Raw genomic sequence first — 21,476 nt, 5'->3', positions numbered from 1 at the left:
TCCCCGTGAGCCTGTTCGACGCGACGCAGGGGTGGGGGGATATGGCCGGGGAGGCGCGACAGCCGACTCAACTGCTCAGAAAGGTGGGATGCGCGGATCTCACCGCGGTTCCGGAGGTACGACACGCCTTGCGCGCGATGCTGGGCGGCTGGGGCGCGCCGGGTGCCACCGACGTGGCCGAGCTGCTCACCAGCGAACTGGTGACCAACGCGCTGATCCACACGGACAACGGGGCGGTCGTGACCGCCACGGTCGCCCCGCAGCAGTTGCGGGTCGAGGTCCGGGACTTCGTCGCCGGACTCCACCGGCCGCGGGTACCGCACGCCGACGACGGTACGCACGGCAGGGGACTGGTCCTGGTGCAGGCGCTCGCCGACTCCTGGGGGGTCGAGAACCACGGGGTGGGCAAGGTCGTCTGGTTCGAACTGAACGGCGGGGCCGCCTGAGGGCGGCCCCGCCGAACCGTGTGGGGCGTGCGCGGGGTGACGCGGAGCTCAGCCGAACTGCTGCTCCAGGTCCGCGAGCTTGCGCTCCAGGGAGTCGAGCCGCGGCAGCGTCTGGGTGTCGTCCTCGGCGGTGAGGTCCACCGTCCGGGACTCGCCCTGGCGCGGCTCAGCGCCCTTCACGGCTTGCAGGGAGGGCCGGTTTCGAAGCGGCAGCTGTCCGGGGTCCGCTATGGCGGGCTCCGCGACGGCGGCCTGCACCGGCGTCGCGGAGCCCGCACCCGTGCCGGTCCCCAGGGCCGACACCTCCACCTGCCGGCCGCCGCCGCGCCCGAAGGCGCGGTGCTGCCGGTTGAGCGCCTTCAGCCGCGCCCGGTCCAGCTTCGCCTGCTCCCGCCTGCGGATCCGGTTGCTCTCCTTCTCCTTGCGGTCCTCGCGCACCTCGTCGACGGCCTCGTCCAGGGTCCGCACGCCTTCCAGGAGCATCAGCGACCAGGCGCCGAAGGTCTCCCGGGGCGCCCGCAGCCAGCGGACCATGCGGATCTGCGGCAGCGGGCGCGGGATCAGACCCTGCTCGCGCAGCGCGGCCCGCCTGGTCTGCTTCAGCGCCCGGTCGAAGAGGACCGCCGCCGACAGGGACATCCCCGCGAAGAACTGCGGGGCACCCGCGTGGCCCAGGCCGCGCGGGGCGTGCACCCAGTTGAACCAGGCCGCGGCCCCGGCGAACGTCCAGACCAGGAGGCGCGAGCCGAGGGCCGCGTCACCGTGGCTGGCCTCGCGGACGGCGAGCACCGAGCAGAACATCGCGGCGCCGTCGAGTCCGAACGGGACCAGGTACTCCCAGCCTCCGGTGAGGTTGAGGTTCTGCCGGCCGAAGCCGACGAGGCCGTGGAACGACAGGGCCGCCGCGACCGCGGCGCAGCAGAAGAGCAGGACGTAGGAGGCGGTGCCGTAGACGGCCTCCTTGCGTCTGCGGCGTTCCTCGCTGCGTTCCCAGGTGTCGTCGGCCGCGGCCTGGTCACCGGCGCGCTTCCCGCGCGCGAGCACCGCCACCGCCGTCAGGACGCCCGCCACCATCACGCCGCCCGGGAGCAGCCAGTCCAGCGATATGTCGGTCAGTCTCATTGCGGTGTCCCTTGCCTCGCAGTAGTGCCTCGCAGTTAGGGCGATACGGCGGCCCATACTGGCCGACCGGGCGGAGCGGGCACGGGGTTTCGGGACAAGAGCACGCCATCGGGGCCGTACGGCATACGAATAGGTGCGATCTGGTCGAACTGGCGCACGGTGGGGGCCGGTTGTGTTCGACTCGCGCCACCCCTGCGGGTGGCATAACGGCCCGAGGCGGTCAGGCGGTCGTGGCGAGCCTGCGGACCCGCTCCGCGTCGCCGGTGCGCGGACAGGTCAGACAGGTGTCCTCGGGGCGCAGCGTGTAGAAGAAGCAGCAGGTCGCCCGGTCGCGGGTGGAACGGGGCCCTCCGCAGGGGCCGGCCGAGCCTTCGAGCGCACGGAAGCCCGCGGCCCCCACGTACGGCTTGGCCGTGCCGGGCATCAGCAGTTCCAGCTCCGCCTTGGCCCGCTCCTCCTCGTCGAGCAGCTCCGCCACGTACCAGAGCCCCTCGACGATCTCGTCCGTGACCATGCCCCACAGGGCCCGCCGGCCGCGGCGCATGCGGGGTCCGAAGCCCGCCAGGAGCTCCTCGAAGTGCTCGCCGAGCGCGTCCCGCACCTCGGCCCGCAGCGCCTCCTCGTCCGGGACCACCCGGGCGCCGGGCAGTGCGGCCGCGGGGTCGCCGGGCAGGCAGGCGAACTCCTCGACCCGGACCGCCAGCCGCCCCAGGGCCCGGTGCACGGCCACGTTCCGCGCGGGCAGCCGGGGCACCCGGCGGTGCAGGAACCAGGGGAGCGTCACCAGGAGGCAGACGGGCCAGGCGTACCGGTGCAGAGCGAAGCTCGCCACCACGTCGGGCCGGGCCGTCGTTCCGTAGTCGCGCCGCACCTGCGTCTCGTCCCAGGCGAGAAAGGCGTCCATGGCGGCGCCGCCGGCGCCCAGCTCGGCCGCCCCCACCCAGCCCGTGCCGCCCGGCAGGCGTTCGTCCCGGGCCCGTTCGTCGACGCGCAGACCCGAGAAGACCTCGCCGAGCCGGGCGTAGGAGGCCGCGACGGGCGAAGTGGGGGCCGAGGCGGACGGCAGCAGAGCGGGGACGGCCATACGGGACCACCGAATCGCGATCGTTAGCAGGTTAGCCTTACCTTACCCGATCGTTACGGTGTTTGAACTGCGACGCCGTCCGCCTATCGTGCACAAGGGACCCCGGCACCGCGAGCCGGGCCCGGCACCACAGCGCAGGAGGACCCGGGTGGAGCAGGCCAGCATGCGCGAGCGGACCACGGACCGCTCCGCCCCCTCGGCGTACGGCGACGCGGCCAGGGTCCCGGAGCAGACCGGCGTCCACGACGTCCGCGGCGAGCACATCCACGACGAGCCACCCGCCCCCGCGCCCCGCGTCGTACGCCGGCACTCCGTCCGCGGGCAGATCCTGGAGGCCCTGCGCACCGCCCTCGTCGGCGGCGAACTCGTCCCCGGCGAGGTCTACTCCGCCCCCGTCCTCGCCGAACGCTTCGGCGTCTCCGCGACCCCCGTGCGCGAGGCCATGCAGCAGCTCGCCACCGAGGGCGCCGTCGAGGTCGTCCCCAACCGCGGCTTCCGGGTCACCGAACGCACCCCGCGCGAGCTCGCCGAGCTCGCCGAGGTCCGCGCGCTCATCGAGGTCCCCGTCATGCTCCGGCTCGCCCGCACCGTCCCCGCCGCGCGCTGGGCCGAGCTCCGCCCGCTCGCCGAGGCCACCGGGGCCGCCGCGGCCCGCGGCGACCGCGCCCACTACGCCGAGGCCGACCGGGCCTTCCACCGCGCCGTCCTCGCCCTCGCCGGCAACGAGCAGCTCCTCGTCATCGCCGACGACCTCCACCGACGCTCCCAGTGGCCCCTGGTGAGCGCCCCCGTCACCCGGCACGGCGAACTCGTCGCCGACGCGGCCGAGCACAGCGCCCTGCTCGACGCCCTGATCGCCCAGGATCTTCCCGTCGTCTCCTCGCTCGTTCGCGAGCACTTCACCGGAGCGCAGGACTGACGACTAAGGTCGACAGCGTCAGCCCGACACCCGTCGGCCGCGCCGACCGAGAGGTGCCCATGCCGTCCGTCCGCGCGGAGCGCCCCGGGGCCTCGGCCCTGCTCGGCTGGCTCACCGACCCCGAGGCCCCCCGCCTCTGCCTCGTCACCGAAGCGCCCGGCCTGCTCGACTGGCTCGCCGCGCACGGCCCCCGCGCCGCCGGACGCCGCCGCGCCGCCCGCGCGCTCGTCCCGCTGGCCGGCCAGAGCGCCCTCGGCACCGCCTGGGCCGTCGCCGGGCGGCTCGGCGCCGTCGCGACCTCCCCCGCTGACCTGGTCCGGGTCCTCGCCACCACCGAGACCGGCCGGACGTCCCGCACCGTCCTGCTCCTGCCCGGCCTGGACGCCGCCGCCGAGCCCGTGCGGATCGCCGAGCTGCTGCGGGACCTCGCCACCCTCGGCCGCGTCCGGGTGGTCGTCGAGGCCCGGCCCGGCAGCCCCGAGCACGCCGTGCTCGCCACCGCCCCGGCCGCCGTCGTCGACGGCGAACAGGGCACGGAGCCCGGGCCGGCCGCCGTGGAGCCGGGCCTGCCCGACCTCTCCGACCCGCTCGCCGTCTGCGCCGCCGACCCCGTCGCCGTCACCACCGGATACGTGCGGGACGCCGCCGACCAGCACGGCGGCCTGCGCCCCGCGTGGCTGCGCGCCGGGCAGGCGCTCTGTACCGCCCGGACCCCCGCCGACCGGGCCCTCGCGCTGCTCGCCGCGCTCGGCGACGGCGCCGACCCCCGGCTGCGCCCGGCGCTCGAGGAGGCCGCCGCCACGGCGCCCTGGCGGCTGCGGTGGAGCCGGGTCGCCGGGGACGTCGCCCCGCCCTGGCCCGGGCCCGTCGCCGCGCTCGCCGTCCAGGGCGGCACCCTGCTCGCCGCCGACCTCGGCGGCGCCGTACGCCTGCTCGGCGCGGCCGACGCGCGCCCCCACGGGCAGCTCGACCACCCCGTCACCGGCCGGGTCACGGCCCTGGCCCCCGCACCCGACGGCACGGTCCTGCTCCTGGACGAGCGCGGCCGGCTGCACACCGTACGCGGCCGGGAACCGCGTCCCCCCTACCTCCAGCGCCTCACCGAAGCCGTCGCGGCCACCCTGACCCGGCACCCGGGGACGGCGCTGGCCGCCATCTCCGGCTCCGTGGTGGTCGGCGACCGGCTCGGCTCCGTCCACGCCTTCGGCCTGACCGGCCTGCACCAGGCGGCCCTGCACAGCGGGCGGGTCACGGCGGTCGGCGCGGTGGAGTCGGAGACCCCGTTCGTGTGCAGCGGCGGCGCCGACGGCACGGTCCGCCGCTGGACCCCGGGACGGGAGCCGGATCCCGCCCCGCTGGCCGAGCGCCCTTCCCCGGTGGTCTCGCTCCACGCGGCCGAGACCCCCTACGGCCCCTTCGTCGCCGTGGCCTGGGCCGACGGAACGGCGGAGCTCCACCAGACGGAGACGGGCGAACGCCGCTCGTTCCGCCCGGGCCCACCCCTCAGGGCCGTGGCCGTCACCCCCGACGGCGCCCTGGTGCTGGGCCTGGACGAGGCGCTCGTCCGGCTGGACCGCAGGACCGGCTGACGACTCCCCCCCCCGAGGGGCCTCGGATCCCCGGGCGCGGAGTCCACCTGGCGAGGCCCCCGAGGGACCTCAGATCGCCGGCCGCGGAGTCAACTGCGCGGCCAGCCACGTGGGTACGCCCCCGAGGAGCCGGAACAGGCGCTCCGCCTCGGCGCGCAGACGGCCCGCCTCCGGCTCGGTCTCGGCCTCGGCCAGCGAGGCCAGGGCGGGGGCGGTGCCCACCAGATAGCCCAACTCCTCGCGGATCCGCAGGGATTCGGCGAAGCCGTGCCGGGCCTCCGCCAACTCGCCCTCGCGCAGGGCGAGTCCGGCCAGGTGGCGCCAGGTGAAGGAGAGCAGGAGCGCGTCGCCGTGCGCCTTCGCCCCGTCGTGGGCCCGGCGGTACGCGGCGCGGGCCGCCTGCGGGGAGTCGCCGAGGTTCTGCGCGAGCAGGCCGCGGCGGAAGTCGAGCAGCGGGCGCCGCGAGGCGTCGGGGTGGATGAGCGCCGCCGCCCGGCCCAGGGCCGCCCGGGCCTCGTCCGCCCGGTCCCGTACGCCCAGCAGGGTGGAGGCGTAGGCCAGATAGCCGCGTTCGCAGGCGGCGGCCCCGCGCTCCTCGTCGGTCTGGGCCACCGCCTCCGCCGCGCGCAGGGCCTCCTCCGCCTCGCCCCAGCCCTGCTCGGTGTAGAGACAGCGCTCGATCAGCAGCGCCGCCCGCTCCAGGGCCGCGGCGGGCTCCGTCGCGCGGGGGGCGAGCAGTTCGGCCGCGTCCGTCCAGCAGCCGCGGGAGCGGAGTCTCCAGACCGCGGTCTCCAGTGGGGTTTTCCGGCCGTACGCCACATTGCCCTCCCCGAGCGCGCCATCGAGCTGTGAGTAGGACGGCATCTCAGCACGGACGCGGGGGCCCGGCCAAGGGGTCGGGTGAAACTTTTCACAAGGGGAGGGTGCCGCAAGTCCCCCCGGACAAGGGAAGGGGCGGCAGTGACCTGCCGCCCCGTCAGTTCACGTGATCACCCGAAGAGATGAACCAGCGGCCGAACCGTGAGCCGGACCGACCGCGGATCTCAGCTCATCCGCAGCGCGAGGAAGAAGTCCAGCTTGTCCTCCAGCCGGGACAGGTCCCGCCCGGTGAGCTGCTCGATCCGCCCCACCCGGTACCGCAGCGTGTTCACGTGCAGGTGCAGCCGGGTCGCGCAGCGGGTCCACGAACCGTCGCAGTCCAAGAACGCCTCCAGCGTCGGGATGAGCTCCGCGCGGTGCCGCCGGTCGTAGTCGCGCAGCGGGTCGAGGAGCCGGGCGGTGAAGGCGCGCCGCACGTCGTCCGGGACGAAGGGCAGCAGCAGGACGTGCGAGGCCAGCTCGTGGTGCCCGGCGGCGCAGACCCGGCCCGGCCGGGCCGCGGCGACCCGGCGGGCGTGCCGTGCCTCCTCCAGGGCGCCGCGCAGGCCCTCCGCCGAGTGCACGGCGGCGCTGACGCCCAGGGTGAGCCGGCCGTCGTCGGCGAGCCCGGAGGAGAGCGGCGCGCGGACGGCGGCGAGCAGGGCGTCGGCGTGCAGGCCGAGCGCGACGGCGGGCAGCTCGTCCTCGCTGTCGGGCAGCGGCGCGGCGGCCAGCGGGACGAGGGCGATGGCCTCGTCGCCGCTGTGCGCGACGGCGATCCGGTCGGCGGTGTCGGCGCCGGAGGTGGCGGGGTCGACCAGGATCTCCTCCAGGAGCGCCTGGGCGACCGGGCCGCTGTCGACGGCGTTCTGGCCGGGCTCCTGCTCCCACTCGACCCGGGCCACCACGACCTGCCAGTGCGGGGCGCTGCCCAGGCCGGGCAGCAGCACCGGGGCGGCCACCCGCAGCCGGGCGGCGATCTCGGCGGGCGCGGCGCCCGTCTGGACCAGCTCCAGGACCTCCTGGGCGAGCCGGCGCCGCACCGTACGGGCGGCGTCCCGGCGGTCCCGCTCGACGGCGATCAGCTGGGTCACGCCCTGCAGCAGGTCCAGCCGGGCGGCCGGCCAGTCGCCCGCGTCGGCCTCGACGGCGAGCAGCCAGTCGGACAGCACGGTCTCGCGGACGTCGCGCACCGCGGGGGCGGCGCCGCGGCCCGTGTTGCGGATAGGGAAGAGCGAGTAGGTGCTTCCGCCGAGGGAGAGGCGGTGCGGGCCGCGCCGGCCGGTGCGGGTGGCGGCCAGGTGCTCGCCCGCCAGGGTGGCCGCGAGGGAGGCGTCCAGGGGCTCTCCCGCGCCCGCGATCTGGCGGCCGGTGGGGGAGAGCACCCAGGCCCTCAGGTCCAGGTCGGAGCCGAGGAGGTCGAGGACGACCTCGGGTCCGCCGCCCGCCGGTCCGGAGGTCATCAGACGCCGGTGGCGGTCCACGACGGCGGCCAGGTCGCCCGCGCGCTCGCCGGAGACCTGTCGAACAACATGTTCGGTGATCGTCGCGAAAGCAACGGACTCGTTTACTGCAAACAGGGGAAGCCGGTGGCGTGAACACGCCTCCACGAGGTCGTCCGGGATGTCCCCGAGCTCGGCCTCGCCTGCGGCCAGCGCGGCCACCCCGGCCGAGGCCAGGATCCGGACGAAGGGCTCGGCGTCGGCCGGTTCCCGCAGCCAGGCGAGGCCGGTCAGGACCAGCTCGCCACCGGACAGGTAACGGCTGGGGTCCTTGAGGTCCGTCGTCATCACGCCACGGACGGTGCGGTCCAGCTCCTCGTCGCCGCCGAGCAGGCGCAGCCCCAGCGCGTCGTTCTCCAGCAGTGCGCGCAGCCGCATGATGTCGCCGCCGTTCCTTCTTGTGGGTGTCGCGTTGTCGCCGGTGGCGTGGTGCCACCGTTTCCAGGGGAAAACGGAGAGGTTGCTGTTCTCCGCCTTTCGTTCGAATCTACAAGACGAGGATGGCAGCCAGCCAACTCCTTCATGGTTTCGGTGACTGCACCCGGACGACACGGGCTTGTGTACTAGGCCACACACCGCGTTAACAGCACATGAAGAGATCGTCGAGGGCCGGCCGTCCCCCCAGGCCCGACGACCCCCCGTTCACTAGAAGCACAAGAAGAGAGCCACCATGGACTTCCTTCGCCCCGCCAGCTGGGAGGAGGCGCTCGCCGCCAAGGCCGAGCACCCCACGGCCGTGCCCATTGCGGGTGGTACCGACATCATGGTCGAGATCAACTTCGACCACCGGCGTCCCGAGTACCTCCTGGACCTGAACCGTATCGAGCTCCTGCGCGAGTGGGAGGTCGGCGAGGAGAACGTACGCCTCGGCGCCTCCGTCCCGTACACGCAGATCATGGAGAACCTCCGGGCCGAGCTGCCCGGTCTGGCGCTCGCCTCGCACACGGTGGCCTCCCCGCAGATCCGCAACCGCGGCGGCGTAGGCGGCAACCTCGGCACCGCGTCGCCCGCCGGCGACGCCCACCCGGCGCTCCTCGCGGCCGGCGCCGAGGTCGAGGTCGAATCGGTGCGCGGCAGCCGGTTCATCCCGATCGACGAGTTCTACACGGGTGTGAAGCGCAACGCGCTGGAGCCCGACGAGCTCATCAAGACCGTCCACGTGAAGAAGGCGGACGGCCCCCAGCAGTACTCCAAGGTCGGCACGCGCAACGCGATGGTCATCGCCGTCTGCGCCTTCGGCCTCGCGCTGCACCCGGAGACCCGGACCGTACGGACCGGCATCGGCTCGGCGGCCCCCACCCCGATCCGCGCCAAGGAGGCCGAGGCCTTCCTGAACGCGGCTCTGGAGGAGGGCGGTTTCTGGGACAGCGGCAAGATCATCACCCCCTCGATCGCCAAGCAGTTCGCCGAGCTCTGCTCGGGTGCCGCCAACCCGATCGACGACGTCCGAGGCACCGCCAAGTACCGCCGCCACGCCGTCGGCATCATGGCTCGCCGCCAGCTGGGCTGGACCTGGGAGCAGTACCGCGGCAACGGCCGCACGCTTGAGGGAGCTGCATAACCATGCGCGTCAATTTCACGGTCAACGGACGTCCGCAGGAAGCCGACGACGTCTGGGAGGGCGAGTCCCTCCTCTATGTCCTGCGTGAGCGCCTGGGGCTGCCCGGCTCCAAGAACGCCTGCGAGCAGGGCGAGTGCGGCTCCTGCACGGTCCGCCTCGACGGCGTGCCGGTCTGTTCCTGCCTGGTCGCCGCCGGGCAGGTCGAGGGCCGCGAGGTCGTCACGGTCGAGGGCCTCGCCGACTTCGCCAAGCAGCGCGAGGAGCACGGTCACGGCGGCGGCTGCGCCTCCGGCGCCTGCGGCGGCACCTCGATCGACGAGGCCAAGAAGTGGGCGGCGAAGCCCGGTCAGGACTCGCAGACCGGCGAGGGCATCGAACTCAGCCCGATCCAGCAGGCGTTCATCGACGCCGGCGCCGTCCAGTGCGGCTTCTGCACCCCCGGTCTGCTGATCGCGGCGGACGAGCTCCTGGAGCGCCAGAGCGACCCGTCCGACCAGGACATCCGAGAGGCCCTCTCCGGCAACCTCTGCCGCTGCACGGGCTACGAGAAGATCCTCGACGCGGTCCGTCTGGCGGCCGCCCGTCAGGGAGAGGCGGTCTGACCATGGCGCAGAACACGCGCACCGCTCCGGCGGGCACGCCGACCAACGTCACCCAGAAGCACAACAAGGGCGGCATCGGCGAGTCCACGCTCCGCCCCGACGGCACCCTCAAGGTGACCGGCGAGTTCGCCTACTCCTCGGACATGTGGCACGAGGACATGCTGTGGGGCCAGATCCTGCGCTCCACCGTCGCGCACGCCGAGATCGTGTCCATCGACACCTCCGAGGCCCTCGCGATGGACGGCGTCTACGCCGTCATGACGCACGAGGACCTGCCGGCCGCGAAGAACTACGGCATGGAGTTCCAGGACACCCCGGTCCTCGCCTACGGCAAGGTCCGCCACCACGGCGAGCCGGTGGTCCTCGTGGCCGCCGACCACCCGGAGACCGCGCGCCGCGCGGCCGCCAAGGTGAAGATCGAGTACCGCGAGCTGCCCCTCATCACCGACGAGGCCTCGGCGACCGCGCCCGACGCGGTGCTCGTCCACGAGAACCGCGACGACCACCACGCCGGCCACGTCCCGCACCCCAACATCGTGCACCGCCAGCCGATCATCCGCGGCAACGCGGACGAGGCCGCCAAGCGGGCCGACGTGATCGTCAAGGGCGAGTACACCTTCGGCATGCAGGACCAGGCCTTCCTCGGCCCGGAGTCCGGCCTCGCGGTGCCCGCCGAGGACGGCGGCGTCGACCTGTACGTCGCCACCCAGTGGCTGCACTCCGACCTCAAGCAGATCGCGCCCTGCCTCGGCCTGCCCGAGGAGAAGGTGCGGATGACGATGGCCGGCGTCGGCGGCGCGTTCGGCGGTCGCGAGGACATCTCGATGCAGATCCTCGCCTCCCTGCTCGCGCTGCGCACCGGCAAGCCGGTGAAGATGGTCTACAACCGGTACGAGTCCTTCTTCGGCCACGTCCACCGGCACCCGGCGAAGCTCTACTACGAGCACGGCGCCACCAAGGACGGCAAGCTGACGCACATGAAGTGCAAGATCGTGCTGGACGGCGGCGCGTACGCGTCGTCCACGGCCTCGGTCGTCGGCAACGCCTCGTCCCTCTCGGTCGGCCCGTACGTCATCGACGACGTCGAGATCGAGGCGATCGGCCTCTACACCAACAACCCGCCCTGCGGCGCCATGCGCGGCTTCGGCGCGGTCCAGGCCTGCTTCGCCTACGAGGCCCAGATGGACAAGCTCGCGGCCAAGCTGGGCATGGACCCGGTCGAGCTGCGCCAGCTCAACGCCATGGAGCAGGGCACGATCATGCCGACCGGCCAGGTCGTGGACTCGCCGGCCCCGGTGGCCGAACTGCTGCGCCGGGTCAAGGCCCGTCCGATGCCGCCGGAGCGCCAGTGGGAGACCGCCGGCGAGAACGCGGACGTCCGCGCGCTGCCGGGCGGTCTGTCCAACACCTCGCACGGCGAGGGCGTGGTGCGGGGCGTCGGCTACGCCGTCGGCATCAAGAACGTCGGCTTCTCCGAGGGCTTCGACGACTACTCGACCGCCAAGATCCGTATGGAGGTCATCAACGGTGAGGCCGTCGCCACGGTCCACACCGCGATGGCGGAGGTCGGTCAGGGCGGTGTCACCATCCACGCCCAGATCGCCCGCACGGAGCTCGGCGTCACCCAGGTGACCATCCACCCGGCCGACACCCAGGTCGGCTCGGCCGGTTCCACCTCCGCGGGCCGCCAGACGTACATGACCGGCGGCGCCATCAAGAACTCCTGCGAGCTCGTCCGCGAGAAGGTCCTGGAGATCGGGCGGCGCAAGTTCGGCTCGTACCACCCGGCGTGGGCCAACGCCGAACTCCTCCTGGAGGGCGGCAAGGTCGTCACCGACAACGGCGAGGCCCTCGCCTCCATCGCCGACGTCCTCGAGGACGAGGTCGTGGAGATCGAGGAGGAGTGGCGGCACCGCCCCACGCAGGCCTTCGACCTGGTCACCGGCCAGGGCAACGGCCACGTGCAGTACGCCTTCGCGGCGCACCGCGCGGTGGTGGAGGTCGACACCGAGCTCGGCCTGGTCAAGGTCATCGAGCTGGCCTGCGCCCAGGACGTCGGCAAGGCGGTCAACCCGCTCTCCGTGGTCGGCCAGATCCAGGGTGGCACCACCCAGGGCCTGGGCGTCGCGGTGATGGAGGAGATCATCGTCGACCCGAAGACCGCGAAGGTGCGCAACCCCTCCTTCACGGACTACCTCATCCCGACCATCCTCGACACGCCGACCATCCCGGTCGACTACCTCGAGCTGGCCGACCCCAACGCGCCGTACGGCGTCCGGGGCATCGGTGAGGCCCCCACCCTGTCGTCCACCCCGGCCGTCCTCGCGGCGATCCGGGCGGCGACCGGGCTGGAGCTCAACAAGACGCCGGTCCGCCCGGAGGCGCTCACCGGCACCCTGTAAGACCCCTCCGGACGGTGCGTGCCTCCCCGGGAACGTCACACTTCCCCCGCCCGCACCGTCCGGGGACATCCCCGCAGTACCGATTCACCCCCGTTCGTCTCGGGCCGTCCCCCGGGTCGTGCAGCCAACGTGATTTCCCAAATCCCGCAGCTTCACAGCACGACGAAATCCTTCGAAGTCTGATGCGGGTGCCCCTTTGAACCTTGGGAGTAGGCCCCATGACCCAGTCGTCAGTGGAGCCCAAGACCACGGCGGAGGACGCGGGCAACGGCTCGCGCAACCCCGCCGGCAGGTCCTGGCTCGACCGGTACTTTCACATCTCGGAGAGAGGATCCACCGTCGCGACGGAGATCCGCGGCGGCGTCACCACCTTCATGGCGATGGCGTACATTCTCCTGCTCAACCCCCTGATCCTGAGCGGCAAGGACGTGGACGGCAACGTCCTCGGCCAGCCCGCGCTGATCACCGCGACGGCGCTCTGCGCGGCCGCGACCACTCTCCTGATGGGCTTCTGGGGCAAGGTCCCGCTCGCCCTCGCCGCCGGCCTCAGCGTCTCCGGTGTGATGGCCTCGCAGGTCGTGCCGGTCATGACCTGGCCGCAGGCCATGGGCATGTCCGTGGCGTACGGAGCCGTGATCTGTCTCCTGGTGGTCACCGGCCTCCGCGAGATGATCATGAACGCGATACCCCTCGCGCTCAAGCACGCCATCACCATCGGCATCGGTCTCTTCATCGCGATCATCGGCTTCGTGAAGGCCGGCTTCGTGCACGAGAACCCCGCCCCCGGCGGCGGTCCCGTCACCCTCGGCCCGGCCGGTGAGCTCGAAGGCTGGCCCGTCCTGATCTTCGCCTTCACCCTGCTGCTGATCTTCGCCCTGCAGTCCCGCAACATCCCCGGCGCCATCCTCATCGGCATCGTCGCCGGCACGGTCGTCGCGGCCGTCCTCAACGCGGTCGCCGACATCCCGGCCAAGGCCTGGTTCTCCGGCGCCCCCGAGCTGCACGGCAGCGCCGTCTCCGCCCCGGACTTCTCGCTCATCGGGAACGTGTCCTTCAGCGGCTGGGGCGACGTCGGCTACATCACGATCACCATGATCGTGTTCACCCTGGTGCTGGCCGGCTTCTTCGACGCGATGGCGACCATCCTGGGCGTCGGCACCGAGGCCAAGCTCGCCGACGACAAGGGCCGCATGCCGGGCCTGTCCAAGGCCCTGTTCATCGACGGTGCCGGCGGCATCCTCGGCGGTGCGGGCGGCGCCTCGGGCCAGACGGTCTTCGTCGAGTCCGCCACCGGCGTCGGCGAGGGCGCCCGTACCGGTCTGGCCTCCGTGGTCACCGGCGCGTTCTTCGCCCTGTGCCTGTTCTTCACGCCGCTCACCGCGATCGTCCCGCAGGAGGTCGCCGCCGCGGCCCTGGTCGTCATCGGCTCGATGATGATGCAGAACGCCAAGCACGTCGACTGGAGCGACCGCTCCGTCGCGATCCCGGTGTTCCTCACCGTGGTCCTGATGCCCTTCACGTACACCATCACCACCGGTGTCGCGGCCGGCGTCATCTCCTACGCGGTCATCAAGTCCGCGCAGGGCAAGGCGAGGGAGGTCGGCGGCTTCATGTGGGCGCTGACGGCCGTCTTCGTCATCTACTTCGCGATCCATCCGATCGAGAGCTGGCTGGGCGTCGGCTGACGCCCCTCACGTCGCCCTCCACACGACATCCCTAGGAGTTCGAGATGCTGGACATCGCCGAAGAGTTGCACCGGTGGGTCGAGCAGGGACGCGAGTTCGCCGTCGCCACCGTGGTGTCGGTCGGCGGCAGCGCGCCCCGGCAGCCGGGCGCCGCACTCGCCGTCGACAGCGACGGCACGGCGATCGGCTCGGTCTCCGGAGGATGTGTGGAGGGCGCCGTCTACGAGCTGTGCCAACAGGCCCTCGAGGACGGCCGCACGGTCGTCGAGCGCTTCGGCTACAGCGACGAGGACGCCTTCGCGGTCGGGCTGACCTGCGGCGGCATCATCGACATCCTCGTCACCCCGGTCCGCGGCGGGGTCTACCCCGCCGCCCTCGCGGCCGCCGTCTCCGGCGAGGCGGCCGCCCTGGCCCGGATCGCGGCCGGCCCGGAGGACCTGTTGGGGCAGGCCCTCCTGGTCGCCCCCGACGGCTCGTTCGAGGGTGCCCTCGGCGGCCACCCCGAGCTGGACCGCACCGCCGCGGCCGAGGCCCGCGCGATGCTGGACGCGGGCCGCACCGGGACCGTGGAGATCGGCGAGGACGGCAGCCGCTGCGGACAGCCGCTCACCCTCCTCGTGGAGTCCTCCGTCCCCGCCCCCCGCATGATCGTCTTCGGCGCCATCGACTTCGCCGCCGCGCTGGTCCGGGTCGGCAAGTTCCTCGGCTACCACGTCACCGTCTGCGACGCCCGCCCGGTCTTCGCCACGAAGGCGCGCTTCCCCGAGGCCGACGAGGTCGTCGTCGAGTGGCCGCACCGCTATCTGGAGTCGACGGAGGTCGACGGCCGGACCGTGCTCTGCGTCCTCACCCACGACGCCAAGTTCGACGTCCCCCTGCTCGCGGCCGCCCTCAGGCTCCCCGTCGCGTACATCGGCGCCATGGGCTCCCGCCGCACCCACGAGGACCGCAACAGGCGCCTGCGCGAGGTCGGCGTCACCGAGCTCGAACTCGCCCGGCTGCGCTCCCCGATCGGACTCGACCTCGGCGCCCGTACGCCGGAGGAGACCGCCCTGTCCATCGGCGCCGAGATCGTCGCCAACCGCCGCGGCGGCAGCGGCGCCTCCCTCACCGGCGCCCACACCCCGATCCACCACGACGGCCCCCGGGAGCCGGCCGGCCGGATCGGCTCGGTCGCCTAGGTCCCCTTCCCCTCCGCCGGCACCACCGCGCCGGGGCCGGGCCGCGTCCGGGAAGACGCGGCCTAGCCCCGGCGCAGTCCGTTCAGCAGCAGTTCCGCGAGCTGGTCGTACGCCTCGGCGTCGGCGAGCCCGGTGGCGGAGGCCACCTGGCGGCGCTGGATGCGGACCATGACCGAGGAGATGACGTCGGCGGCGAAGCTGACGTGGACCTCGCGGAAGACGCCCGCGGTCACCCCCTCCTCGATGAGCTCCTGGACCCGGCCGGCCGCGGCGCGGGTGTTGCGCTCGTAGACCTCGGCGGCCGGTTCGAAGGCGGCCACGTCGTCGAAGAAGCGCGGGGAGACCGGGGCCAGTTCGGCCGAGACGGCCCGCAGATAGGCGGCGAGGCGCTCGGCCGGTCCGGTCGCGGCGGCCAGCACCGACTCGACGCGGACGGTCGCCCGCCGGAAGAAGTGGACCACGGCCGCCCGGACGAGCTGCTCCTTGCTCCCGGCGAGGCCGTACAGGGTCCGCTTGGAGCAGTGCAGGCGGGCGGCGAGGTCGTCCAGGGTCAGCTGGGCGAAACCCTCGCCCACCAACAGGGCCACCAGCTTCTCGAAGAGCTCGGAGCGCCGGGCGGCGCCCCGGCCCGTCAGCTTGGGTGCGTCGGCGGCGGAGGTCTCGATCACCCGAACAGTATGCCGGGCGACCCCTTCGGGGGGTTACGCGGGCACCCATCTGCGCTACTCTCACCGGTACTGCCGTACCCCTCGCAGTACCGTTTCGCAGCACCAGCCTGCGTCTTGACTGGAGTCGCCATGGATGTCGACCGCCTGCTTCCCACCCCCGAAGCCGCGGACCTCATCGCCCTCACGCGGGAGATCGCCGACAAGGAGCTCGCCCCCCGCGCCGACGAGCACGAGGCCGCCGAGACGTATCCGGAAGGCCTGTTCGCGACCCTCGGCGAGGCCGGTCTGCTCGGTCTGGCGTACCCGGAGGAGTTCGGCGGCGGCGGCCAGCCGTACGAGGTGTACCTCCAGGTCCTCGAAGAGCTCGCCGCCCGCTGGGCCGCCGTCGCCGTGGCCACCAGCGTCCACACCCTCGCCTGCCACCCGCTGCACTCCTTCGGCACGCCGGAGCAGAAGGAGCGCTGGCTGCCCGGGATGCTGGAGGGCCGGCTCATCGGCGGCTACAGCCTCTCGGAGCCGCAGGCCGGCTCCGACGCGGCGGCGCTGTCCTGCAAGGCCGAGCCGGTCACCGACGGCGCGGGCGGGGCGGCCTACCGGGTCACCGGCAACAAGGCCTGGATCACCCACGGCGGCAAGGCCGGCTTCTACACCCTCTTCGCCCGCACCGCCCCCGGCAGCCACGGCATCTCCTGCTTCCTCGCCCCCGGCGAGACCGAGGGCCTGACCTTCGGCAAGCCGGAGCGCAAGATGGGCCTGCAGGCCGTCCCCACCACCTCCGCCCACTGGGACGGCGCCCTCATCGAAGCCGACCGGCGCATCGGAGCCGAGGGCCAGGGCCTCCAGATCGCCTTCAGCGCCCTCGACTCGGGCCGGCTCGGCATCGCCGCCTGCGCCACCGGTCTCGCCCAGGCCGCGCTCTCCGCCGCCGTCGCCTACGCCAACGAGCGCAGCACCTTCGGCCGCAAGATCGTCGACCACCAGGGCCTGGGCTTCCTCCTCGCGGACATGGCCGCCGCCGTCGACGCGGCCCGCGCCACCTACCTGGACGCGGCCCGCCGCCGCGACCTGGGCCGGCCCTTCAGCCGCCAGGCCAGCGCCGCCAAGCTGATCGCCACGGACACCGCGATGAAGGTCACCACGGACGCCGTCCAGGTGCTCGGCGGCTACGGATACACCCGGGACTTCCCGGTCGAGCGGTACATGCGCGAGGCCAAGATCATGCAGATCTTCGAGGGGACGAACCAGATCCAGCGGCTGGTCATCAGCCGACAGCTGAAGGTCTGAGCCGTTCCGGTTGCCGGGCCGCGCCGGTGGGCGTAGGCCGGAAGAGGGGATCGACGATCCGCTCGTCTCCGGGAGAGGAGTCCCATCATGCTCGGCGACCTGATCGGTGAGGAACGGGGCCAGAGGACGGGGCTGCGGGTGGTGTCGGTCGACGGCGGCCACCCGCACGTGGAGGTGTCCTTCCAGGCGACCGGCACGCTGCTGGGAGCGGCGGTCGAGGACCTGGGCACCTACGACTCGGTGATGCAGGCCGACGGCACGCTCTTCGGAGACGGCCAGGGCTGCACCATGACCCAGGACGGCGACATCATCACCTGGCAGGGCACCGGTGTCGGCCGTCCGGACGGATCCGGCGGGTTCAGCTACCGGGGTTCGATCTTCTGGGAGACCGCCTCGGGGGCGTTCAGCCGGCTCAACGGGACCGCCGGCGTGTTCGAGTACGAGGAGGACAAGGACGGCAACGCCACGGCCAAGGTCTGGGAATGGAAGTAGCGCGCGCCCGTCGCGCGAGCAGTGCACACACATCCGGCGGCCCGGAGGCGGGCCGCCGGCTCGTATGAGGAGATCCATGGACATCGCAGGTTCCGCCGCGCTCGTCACCGGTGCCGCTTCGGGGCTCGGGGCCGCCACCGCCGCCGCGCTCGCCGCGAAGGGCGCCACCGTCTACGGCCTCGACCTCGACAAGGCCGTCGCCGGGGCCGAGGGCGTGCCGGACGGGGTCACCCTGGTCGCCGCCGACGTCACCGACGAGGAGCAGGTCCGGGCGGCGCTCGCCCGGATCGAGGAGGACGGCGCCGAGCTGCGGCTCGCGGTCAACTGCGCCGGGATCGCGCCCTCGGCCCGGATCCTCGGCCGCAAGGGCCCGCACGACCTGGCGCTCTTCAAGGCCGTCCTGGACGTCAACCTGGTCGGCACCTTCAACGTGCTGCGGCTGGCCGCCGAGGCCATCGCCCGGCACGAGCCCGACGGGAACGGGCAGCGCGGCCTCGTGGTGAACACCGCCTCCATCGCCGCCTTCGAGGGGCAGGTCGGCCAGATCGCGTACGCCGCCTCCAAGGCCGGCGTCGCCGGGATGACGGTCACCGCCGCCCGGGACCTGGCCCAGTTCGGCATCCGGGTCGTCACCGTGGCGCCCGGCATCGTCGACACCCCGATGATGGCCGGGTTCAGCGAGGAGGTCCGGGCCGGGCTCGCCGCCAGCGTCACCTTCCCGCAGCGGCTCGCCCGCCCCGAGGAGTACGCCCGCCTGGTCACCATGATCGCCGAGCACGACTACCTCAACGGCGAGACCATCCGGATGGACGGCGCCCTGCGCATGGCCGCCCGCTGAGCCGAGCATGGCACCAAGTGCCGCCGCGCGAGGGATCCGAGTGCTAGGTTTCCGGGTATGAGCACCCACCCCGCCAAGCCCTCGATGCGTGACTCCCTCGTCGCGGCGGCCTTCCAGCTCTTCCTGGAGCGCGGCTACGAGCAGACGACGATCGACGACATCGTGAAGACGGCCGGGGTGGGCCGGCGGTCCTTCTTCCGGTACTTCCCGTCCAAGGAGGACGTGGTCTTCCCCGACCACGAGCAGAGCCTCGCCGACATGACCGAGTTCCTCGCCGCGAGCGAGGACTCCGACGACCCGCTGCTCCGGGTCTGCGAGGCCACCCGGCTCGTCATGCGGATGTACGCCGAGAACCCCACCTTCTCCGTCCAGCGCTACCGCCTCACCCGCGAGGTGACGGGCCTGCGGACGTACGAGCTCTCGGTGGTCTGGCGGTACGAGAAGACCCTCGGCGACTATCTGCGCACCCGGTTCGCCGACCGCCGCGACGGCACGCTGCGGGCCAACGTGGTCGCGGCCGCCGTCGTCGCCGCGCACAACCACGCGCTGCGCCACTGGCTGCGCTCGGGCGGCGAGGGCGACCCGCTGGCCGAGGTCGACCGGGCCCTGGAGTTCGTCCGGGAGACCTGGAGCCCGGACGCGGCGGCGCCCGTCGAGAACGACGACGACGTGGTCGTGGTGATCACCAAGCGCTCCACCCCGATGTGGCGCGTGGTGCGCGAGGTCGAGTCGAGCCTCGGGGACAGCTGAGGGGCCGTCGGGGATCTCAGTATCGTCAATTGAGGGAACTCAGGTCTTTATTTGCTGGCACTGAGTGCCATATCTTTGCTCTGCACGGTTGATGCACGGTTGAGCCGCCGAGTGCAAGGAGAAGCATCGTGTTCCACACGGGATCCACGGGTCTGCGCAGCGGGACCGCCGCCCTCGACGAGGAGTACGCCGCCGAGCCCGAGCTCCACTTCCAGCGCTGCCGCTGGTGCCACACCACCACCTTCCAGCGCCTGCTCTGTCCGACCTGCGGGTCGACCGACCTCGACGCCGAACTCAGCGCGGGCGAAGGCGTGATATCCGTACGCCGCGCCTTCACCGCCGCCCAGGCCGACCTCTGGCCGGTGCACATGGCCGAGGGCTTCGTGGTGCGCTGCCGGGTCGAGGGGCCGCCGCACGCGGTGCGCCCCGGGGTCCGGGTCCGGCTGGCCCACGACGGCTCGGGACCGGGCCGCAGGCCGATCGTCCGGCTCTGCGAGGAGGTCCCGCTCGACGGCTGGTTCTGAAGCCGTGCGCGAGCGTGCGGAAGGGGCGGGTGGCACAGAGTGCCACCCGCCCCTTCCGTATCGTCAAGCCCTCGGCGTCAGCGCGCGCCGATCTCGTCCGTCAGCTGCGGCAGGACCTCGAACAGGTCGCCGACGACGCCGTAGTCGACGAGGTCGAAGATCGGGGCCTCGGCGTCCTTGTTGACCGCCACGATCGTCTTCGAGGTCTGCATGCCCGCCCGGTGCTGGATCGCGCCGGAGATGCCCGCCGCGATGTACAGCTGCGGCGAGACCTGCTTGCCGGTCTGGCCCACCTGGTTGGAGTGCGGGTACCAGCCGGCGTCCACCGCGGCGCGCGAGGCGCCGACGGCCGCGCCGAGCGAGTCGGCGAGCTTCTCGACGACCTCGAAGCCCTCGGCGGCGCCGACGCCGCGACCGCCCGAGACCACGATCGCCGACTCGGTCAGCTCCGGACGGCCGGTGGAGACCCGCGGCGTGCGCGAGACGACCGTGGCCGCGTTGCCGGTGAAGGCGACGGTGACGTTCTCGACCGTGCCCGCGGCCGGAGCGGCCTCGGGAGCGGCGGAGTTCGGCTTGACCGTGATGACCGGCACGCCGTGCGAGACGGTCGACTTCACCTGGTACGAGGCGGCGAACACCGACTGGGTGGCGACCGGGCCGTTCTCCCCGGCCTCCAGCTCCACCGCGTCCGTGATCAGGCCCGAGCCCAGGCGCAGCGCCACGCGGGCCGCGACCTCCTTGCCCTCGCCGGAGGAGGTCACCAGGACGGCGGCGACGCCCTTGTCCTTGGCGATCTGGGTGAGCGCGTCGACCTTGGGCACGACGAGCTGCTCGGCGAACTCGGCGCCGTCGGCGACGTACACGGTGGCCGCGCCGTACTCGCCGGCCGTCGCGGCGATCGAGGCCGCGGCCTCGCCGGCGCCGAGGACGACCGCCGTGGGCTCGCCGAGCCGGCGGGCCAGGGTCAGCAGTTCGAGGGCCGGCTTGCGGACCGCACCGTCGGCGTGGTCCACGAGAACCAGGATCTCAGCCATGATTCCTTGCTCCTGAGGTGTGGTGACGGTGGGTCAGATGAACTTCTGGGCGGAGAGGAACGCGGCGAGCTGCTTGCCGCCCTCGCCCTCGTCCGTGACGATCGTGCCCTGGGTACGGGCCGGGCGGGCGTCCGCCGACTCGACCAGGGTCCAGGAGCCCGCGAGGCCGACCTCGTCGGCTTCGATGCCGAGGTCGTCCAGGTCCAGCTCCTCGACCGGCTTCTTCTTGGCGGCCATGATCCCCTTGAAGGAGGGGTAACGGGCCTCGCCCGACTGGTCGGTGACCGAGACGACGGCCGGCAGCGCGGCCTGCAGCTGCTCGCTGGCGGCGTCGCCGTCGCGGCGGCCCTTGACGACCCCGTCCTCGACCGAGACCTCGGAGAGCAGCGTCGCCTGCGGCACGTTCAGCCGCTCCGCGAGCAGCGCCGGCAGCACGCCCATGGTGCCGTCGGTCGAGGCCATGCCGCAGACGACCAGGTCGAAACCGGTCTTCTCCAGCGCCTTGGCGAGGATCGCGGAGGTGCCGATGACGTCCGATCCGTGGATGTCCTCGTCGTTGACGTGCACGGCCTTGTCCGCGCCCATCGACAGCGCCTTGCGCAGCGCGTCCTTGGCGTCGTCCGGGCCGACCGTGATCACGGTGACCTCGGCGTCGTCGGCCTCCTCGGAGATCCGCAGGGCCTGCTCCACCGCGTACTCGTCGAGCTCCGAGAGCAGCCCGTCCACCTCGTCGCGGTCGACGGTCAGGTCATCGGCGAAACCGCGGTCGCCGGTGGCGTCGGGAACGTACTTCACACAGACAGCGATCTTCAGGGTCACGGCCTGTCTCCTTTCAACGGGCGGGTGGTTACGGGAGGTTGCGGGCCATGACGATGCGCTGGACCTGGTTGGTGCCTTCGTAGATCTGGGTGATCTTGGCGTCGCGCATCATGCGC

21 protein-coding genes are annotated in these 21,476 nt (G+C 72.9%); 13 read left to right on the top strand and 8 right to left on the bottom strand.

Going from position 1 to position 21,476, the window contains the following annotated elements; all coding sequences use genetic code 11:
• The first annotated feature begins 41 nt into the window (after window positions 1-41).
• Window positions 42-446: an ATP-binding protein gene (locus tag ACH414_RS27880; RefSeq protein ID WP_382545954.1), complete on the top strand. Its 405-nt coding sequence runs from the start codon at window positions 42-44 to the stop codon at window positions 444-446.
• Window positions 447-494: 48 nt separating this feature from the next.
• Here the strand turns inward: ACH414_RS27880 and ACH414_RS27875 are convergent, their stop codons facing one another.
• Both ACH414_RS27875 and ACH414_RS27870 read right to left on the bottom strand, forming a co-directional pair.
• Window positions 495-1,568, bottom strand: coding sequence for a DUF2637 domain-containing protein (locus tag ACH414_RS27875; RefSeq protein ID WP_382545957.1), 1,074 nt, complete (start codon window positions 1,566-1,568; stop codon window positions 495-497).
• A 220-nt stretch (window positions 1,569-1,788) separates the two neighbouring features.
• Window positions 1,789-2,652 carry a (2Fe-2S)-binding protein gene (locus tag ACH414_RS27870; RefSeq protein ID WP_382545960.1) on the bottom strand — a complete coding sequence of 288 codons (864 nt, stop codon included), beginning with the start codon at window positions 2,650-2,652 and terminating at the stop codon, window positions 1,789-1,791.
• A gap of 148 nt (window positions 2,653-2,800) precedes the next feature.
• Here ACH414_RS27870 and ACH414_RS27865 point away from each other — a divergent pair, with 148 nt between their 5' ends.
• Together ACH414_RS27865 and ACH414_RS27860 are read left to right on the top strand one after the other, a co-directional pair.
• Window positions 2,801-3,571 carry a GntR family transcriptional regulator gene (locus ACH414_RS27865; RefSeq protein WP_398943805.1) on the top strand — a complete coding sequence of 257 codons (771 nt, stop codon included), beginning with the start codon at window positions 2,801-2,803 and terminating at the stop codon, window positions 3,569-3,571.
• A gap of 59 nt (window positions 3,572-3,630) precedes the next feature.
• Entirely contained in the window at window positions 3,631-5,160 is a 1,530-nt protein-coding gene (locus ACH414_RS27860) for a WD40 repeat domain-containing protein (protein WP_398943804.1), read from the top strand.
• A gap of 69 nt (window positions 5,161-5,229) precedes the next feature.
• Here the strand turns inward: ACH414_RS27860 and ACH414_RS27855 are convergent, their stop codons facing one another.
• Entirely contained in the window at window positions 5,230-5,955 is a 726-nt protein-coding gene (locus ACH414_RS27855) for a hypothetical protein (RefSeq protein WP_382546030.1), read from the bottom strand.
• Between the two features lie 248 nt (window positions 5,956-6,203).
• Entirely contained in the window at window positions 6,204-7,898 is a 1,695-nt protein-coding gene (locus tag ACH414_RS27850; protein ID WP_382545969.1) for a PucR family transcriptional regulator, read from the bottom strand.
• A 292-nt stretch (window positions 7,899-8,190) separates the two neighbouring features.
• Here ACH414_RS27850 and ACH414_RS27845 point away from each other — a divergent pair, with 292 nt between their 5' ends.
• The 5 genes from ACH414_RS27845 to ACH414_RS27825 all read left to right on the top strand — a co-directional run bounded on the left by ACH414_RS27845 (window position 8,191) and on the right by ACH414_RS27825 (window position 14,951).
• A complete protein-coding gene (locus ACH414_RS27845) occupies window positions 8,191-9,081 on the top strand; it encodes an FAD binding domain-containing protein (protein WP_382545971.1) in 891 nt (296 codons plus the stop codon).
• 2 nt (window positions 9,082-9,083) lie between these two features.
• Window positions 9,084-9,683, top strand: coding sequence for a (2Fe-2S)-binding protein (locus ACH414_RS27840; RefSeq protein WP_382545974.1), 600 nt, complete (start codon window positions 9,084-9,086; stop codon window positions 9,681-9,683).
• Window positions 9,684-9,685: 2 nt separating this feature from the next.
• A complete protein-coding gene (locus ACH414_RS27835; RefSeq protein ID WP_382545977.1) occupies window positions 9,686-12,085 on the top strand; it encodes a xanthine dehydrogenase family protein molybdopterin-binding subunit in 2,400 nt (799 codons plus the stop codon).
• A 218-nt stretch (window positions 12,086-12,303) separates the two neighbouring features.
• Window positions 12,304-13,770 carry an NCS2 family permease gene (locus ACH414_RS27830; RefSeq protein ID WP_382545980.1) on the top strand — a complete coding sequence of 489 codons (1,467 nt, stop codon included), beginning with the start codon at window positions 12,304-12,306 and terminating at the stop codon, window positions 13,768-13,770.
• 44 nt (window positions 13,771-13,814) lie between these two features.
• Window positions 13,815-14,951: an XdhC family protein gene (locus ACH414_RS27825; protein WP_398943801.1), complete on the top strand. Its 1,137-nt coding sequence runs from the start codon at window positions 13,815-13,817 to the stop codon at window positions 14,949-14,951.
• Window positions 14,952-15,013: 62 nt separating this feature from the next.
• On the opposite strand, the gene ACH414_RS27820 is transcribed toward ACH414_RS27825, so the two are convergent.
• A complete protein-coding gene (locus ACH414_RS27820) occupies window positions 15,014-15,619 on the bottom strand; it encodes a TetR/AcrR family transcriptional regulator (protein ID WP_382545986.1) in 606 nt (201 codons plus the stop codon).
• Window positions 15,620-15,748: 129 nt separating this feature from the next.
• Here ACH414_RS27820 and ACH414_RS27815 point away from each other — a divergent pair, with 129 nt between their 5' ends.
• The 5 genes from ACH414_RS27815 (at window position 15,749) to ACH414_RS27795 (ending at window position 19,507) form a co-directional block, all read left to right on the top strand.
• Complete coding sequence (locus ACH414_RS27815; protein WP_382545989.1) at window positions 15,749-16,903, top strand: acyl-CoA dehydrogenase family protein; 1,155 nt, start codon at window positions 15,749-15,751, stop codon at window positions 16,901-16,903.
• 87 nt (window positions 16,904-16,990) lie between these two features.
• On the top strand, window positions 16,991-17,395 hold the full coding sequence (locus ACH414_RS27810; RefSeq protein ID WP_382545992.1) for a hypothetical protein: 405 nt from the start codon (window positions 16,991-16,993) through the stop codon (window positions 17,393-17,395).
• A gap of 76 nt (window positions 17,396-17,471) precedes the next feature.
• Window positions 17,472-18,233 carry an SDR family NAD(P)-dependent oxidoreductase gene (locus ACH414_RS27805; RefSeq protein ID WP_382545995.1) on the top strand — a complete coding sequence of 254 codons (762 nt, stop codon included), beginning with the start codon at window positions 17,472-17,474 and terminating at the stop codon, window positions 18,231-18,233.
• Window positions 18,234-18,290: 57 nt separating this feature from the next.
• Window positions 18,291-18,983: a TetR/AcrR family transcriptional regulator gene (locus ACH414_RS27800; protein ID WP_382545998.1), complete on the top strand. Its 693-nt coding sequence runs from the start codon at window positions 18,291-18,293 to the stop codon at window positions 18,981-18,983.
• A gap of 128 nt (window positions 18,984-19,111) precedes the next feature.
• Window positions 19,112-19,507: a Zn-ribbon domain-containing OB-fold protein gene (locus ACH414_RS27795; RefSeq protein WP_382546001.1), complete on the top strand. Its 396-nt coding sequence runs from the start codon at window positions 19,112-19,114 to the stop codon at window positions 19,505-19,507.
• A 77-nt stretch (window positions 19,508-19,584) separates the two neighbouring features.
• Here the strand turns inward: ACH414_RS27795 and ACH414_RS27790 are convergent, their stop codons facing one another.
• The 3 genes from ACH414_RS27790 to ACH414_RS27780 all read right to left on the bottom strand — a co-directional run.
• Complete coding sequence (locus ACH414_RS27790) at window positions 19,585-20,541, bottom strand: electron transfer flavoprotein subunit alpha/FixB family protein (protein ID WP_382546003.1); 957 nt, start codon at window positions 20,539-20,541, stop codon at window positions 19,585-19,587.
• Between the two features lie 33 nt (window positions 20,542-20,574).
• Window positions 20,575-21,360, bottom strand: coding sequence for an electron transfer flavoprotein subunit beta/FixA family protein (locus ACH414_RS27785; RefSeq protein ID WP_398943798.1), 786 nt, complete (start codon window positions 21,358-21,360; stop codon window positions 20,575-20,577).
• A 28-nt stretch (window positions 21,361-21,388) separates the two neighbouring features.
• On the bottom strand, window positions 21,389-21,476 hold an 88-nt coding region (locus ACH414_RS27780), incomplete at its 5' end, for an acyl-CoA dehydrogenase family protein (RefSeq protein WP_157846636.1).

It is taken from the genome of Streptomyces sp. NPDC020422 (assembly GCF_044386705.1).
GTDB lineage: Bacteria > Actinomycetota > Actinomycetes > Streptomycetales > Streptomycetaceae > Streptomyces.
The sequence above is the reverse complement of the archived record's forward strand: the minus strand, read 5'-3'. Positions and strand labels throughout refer to the sequence as shown.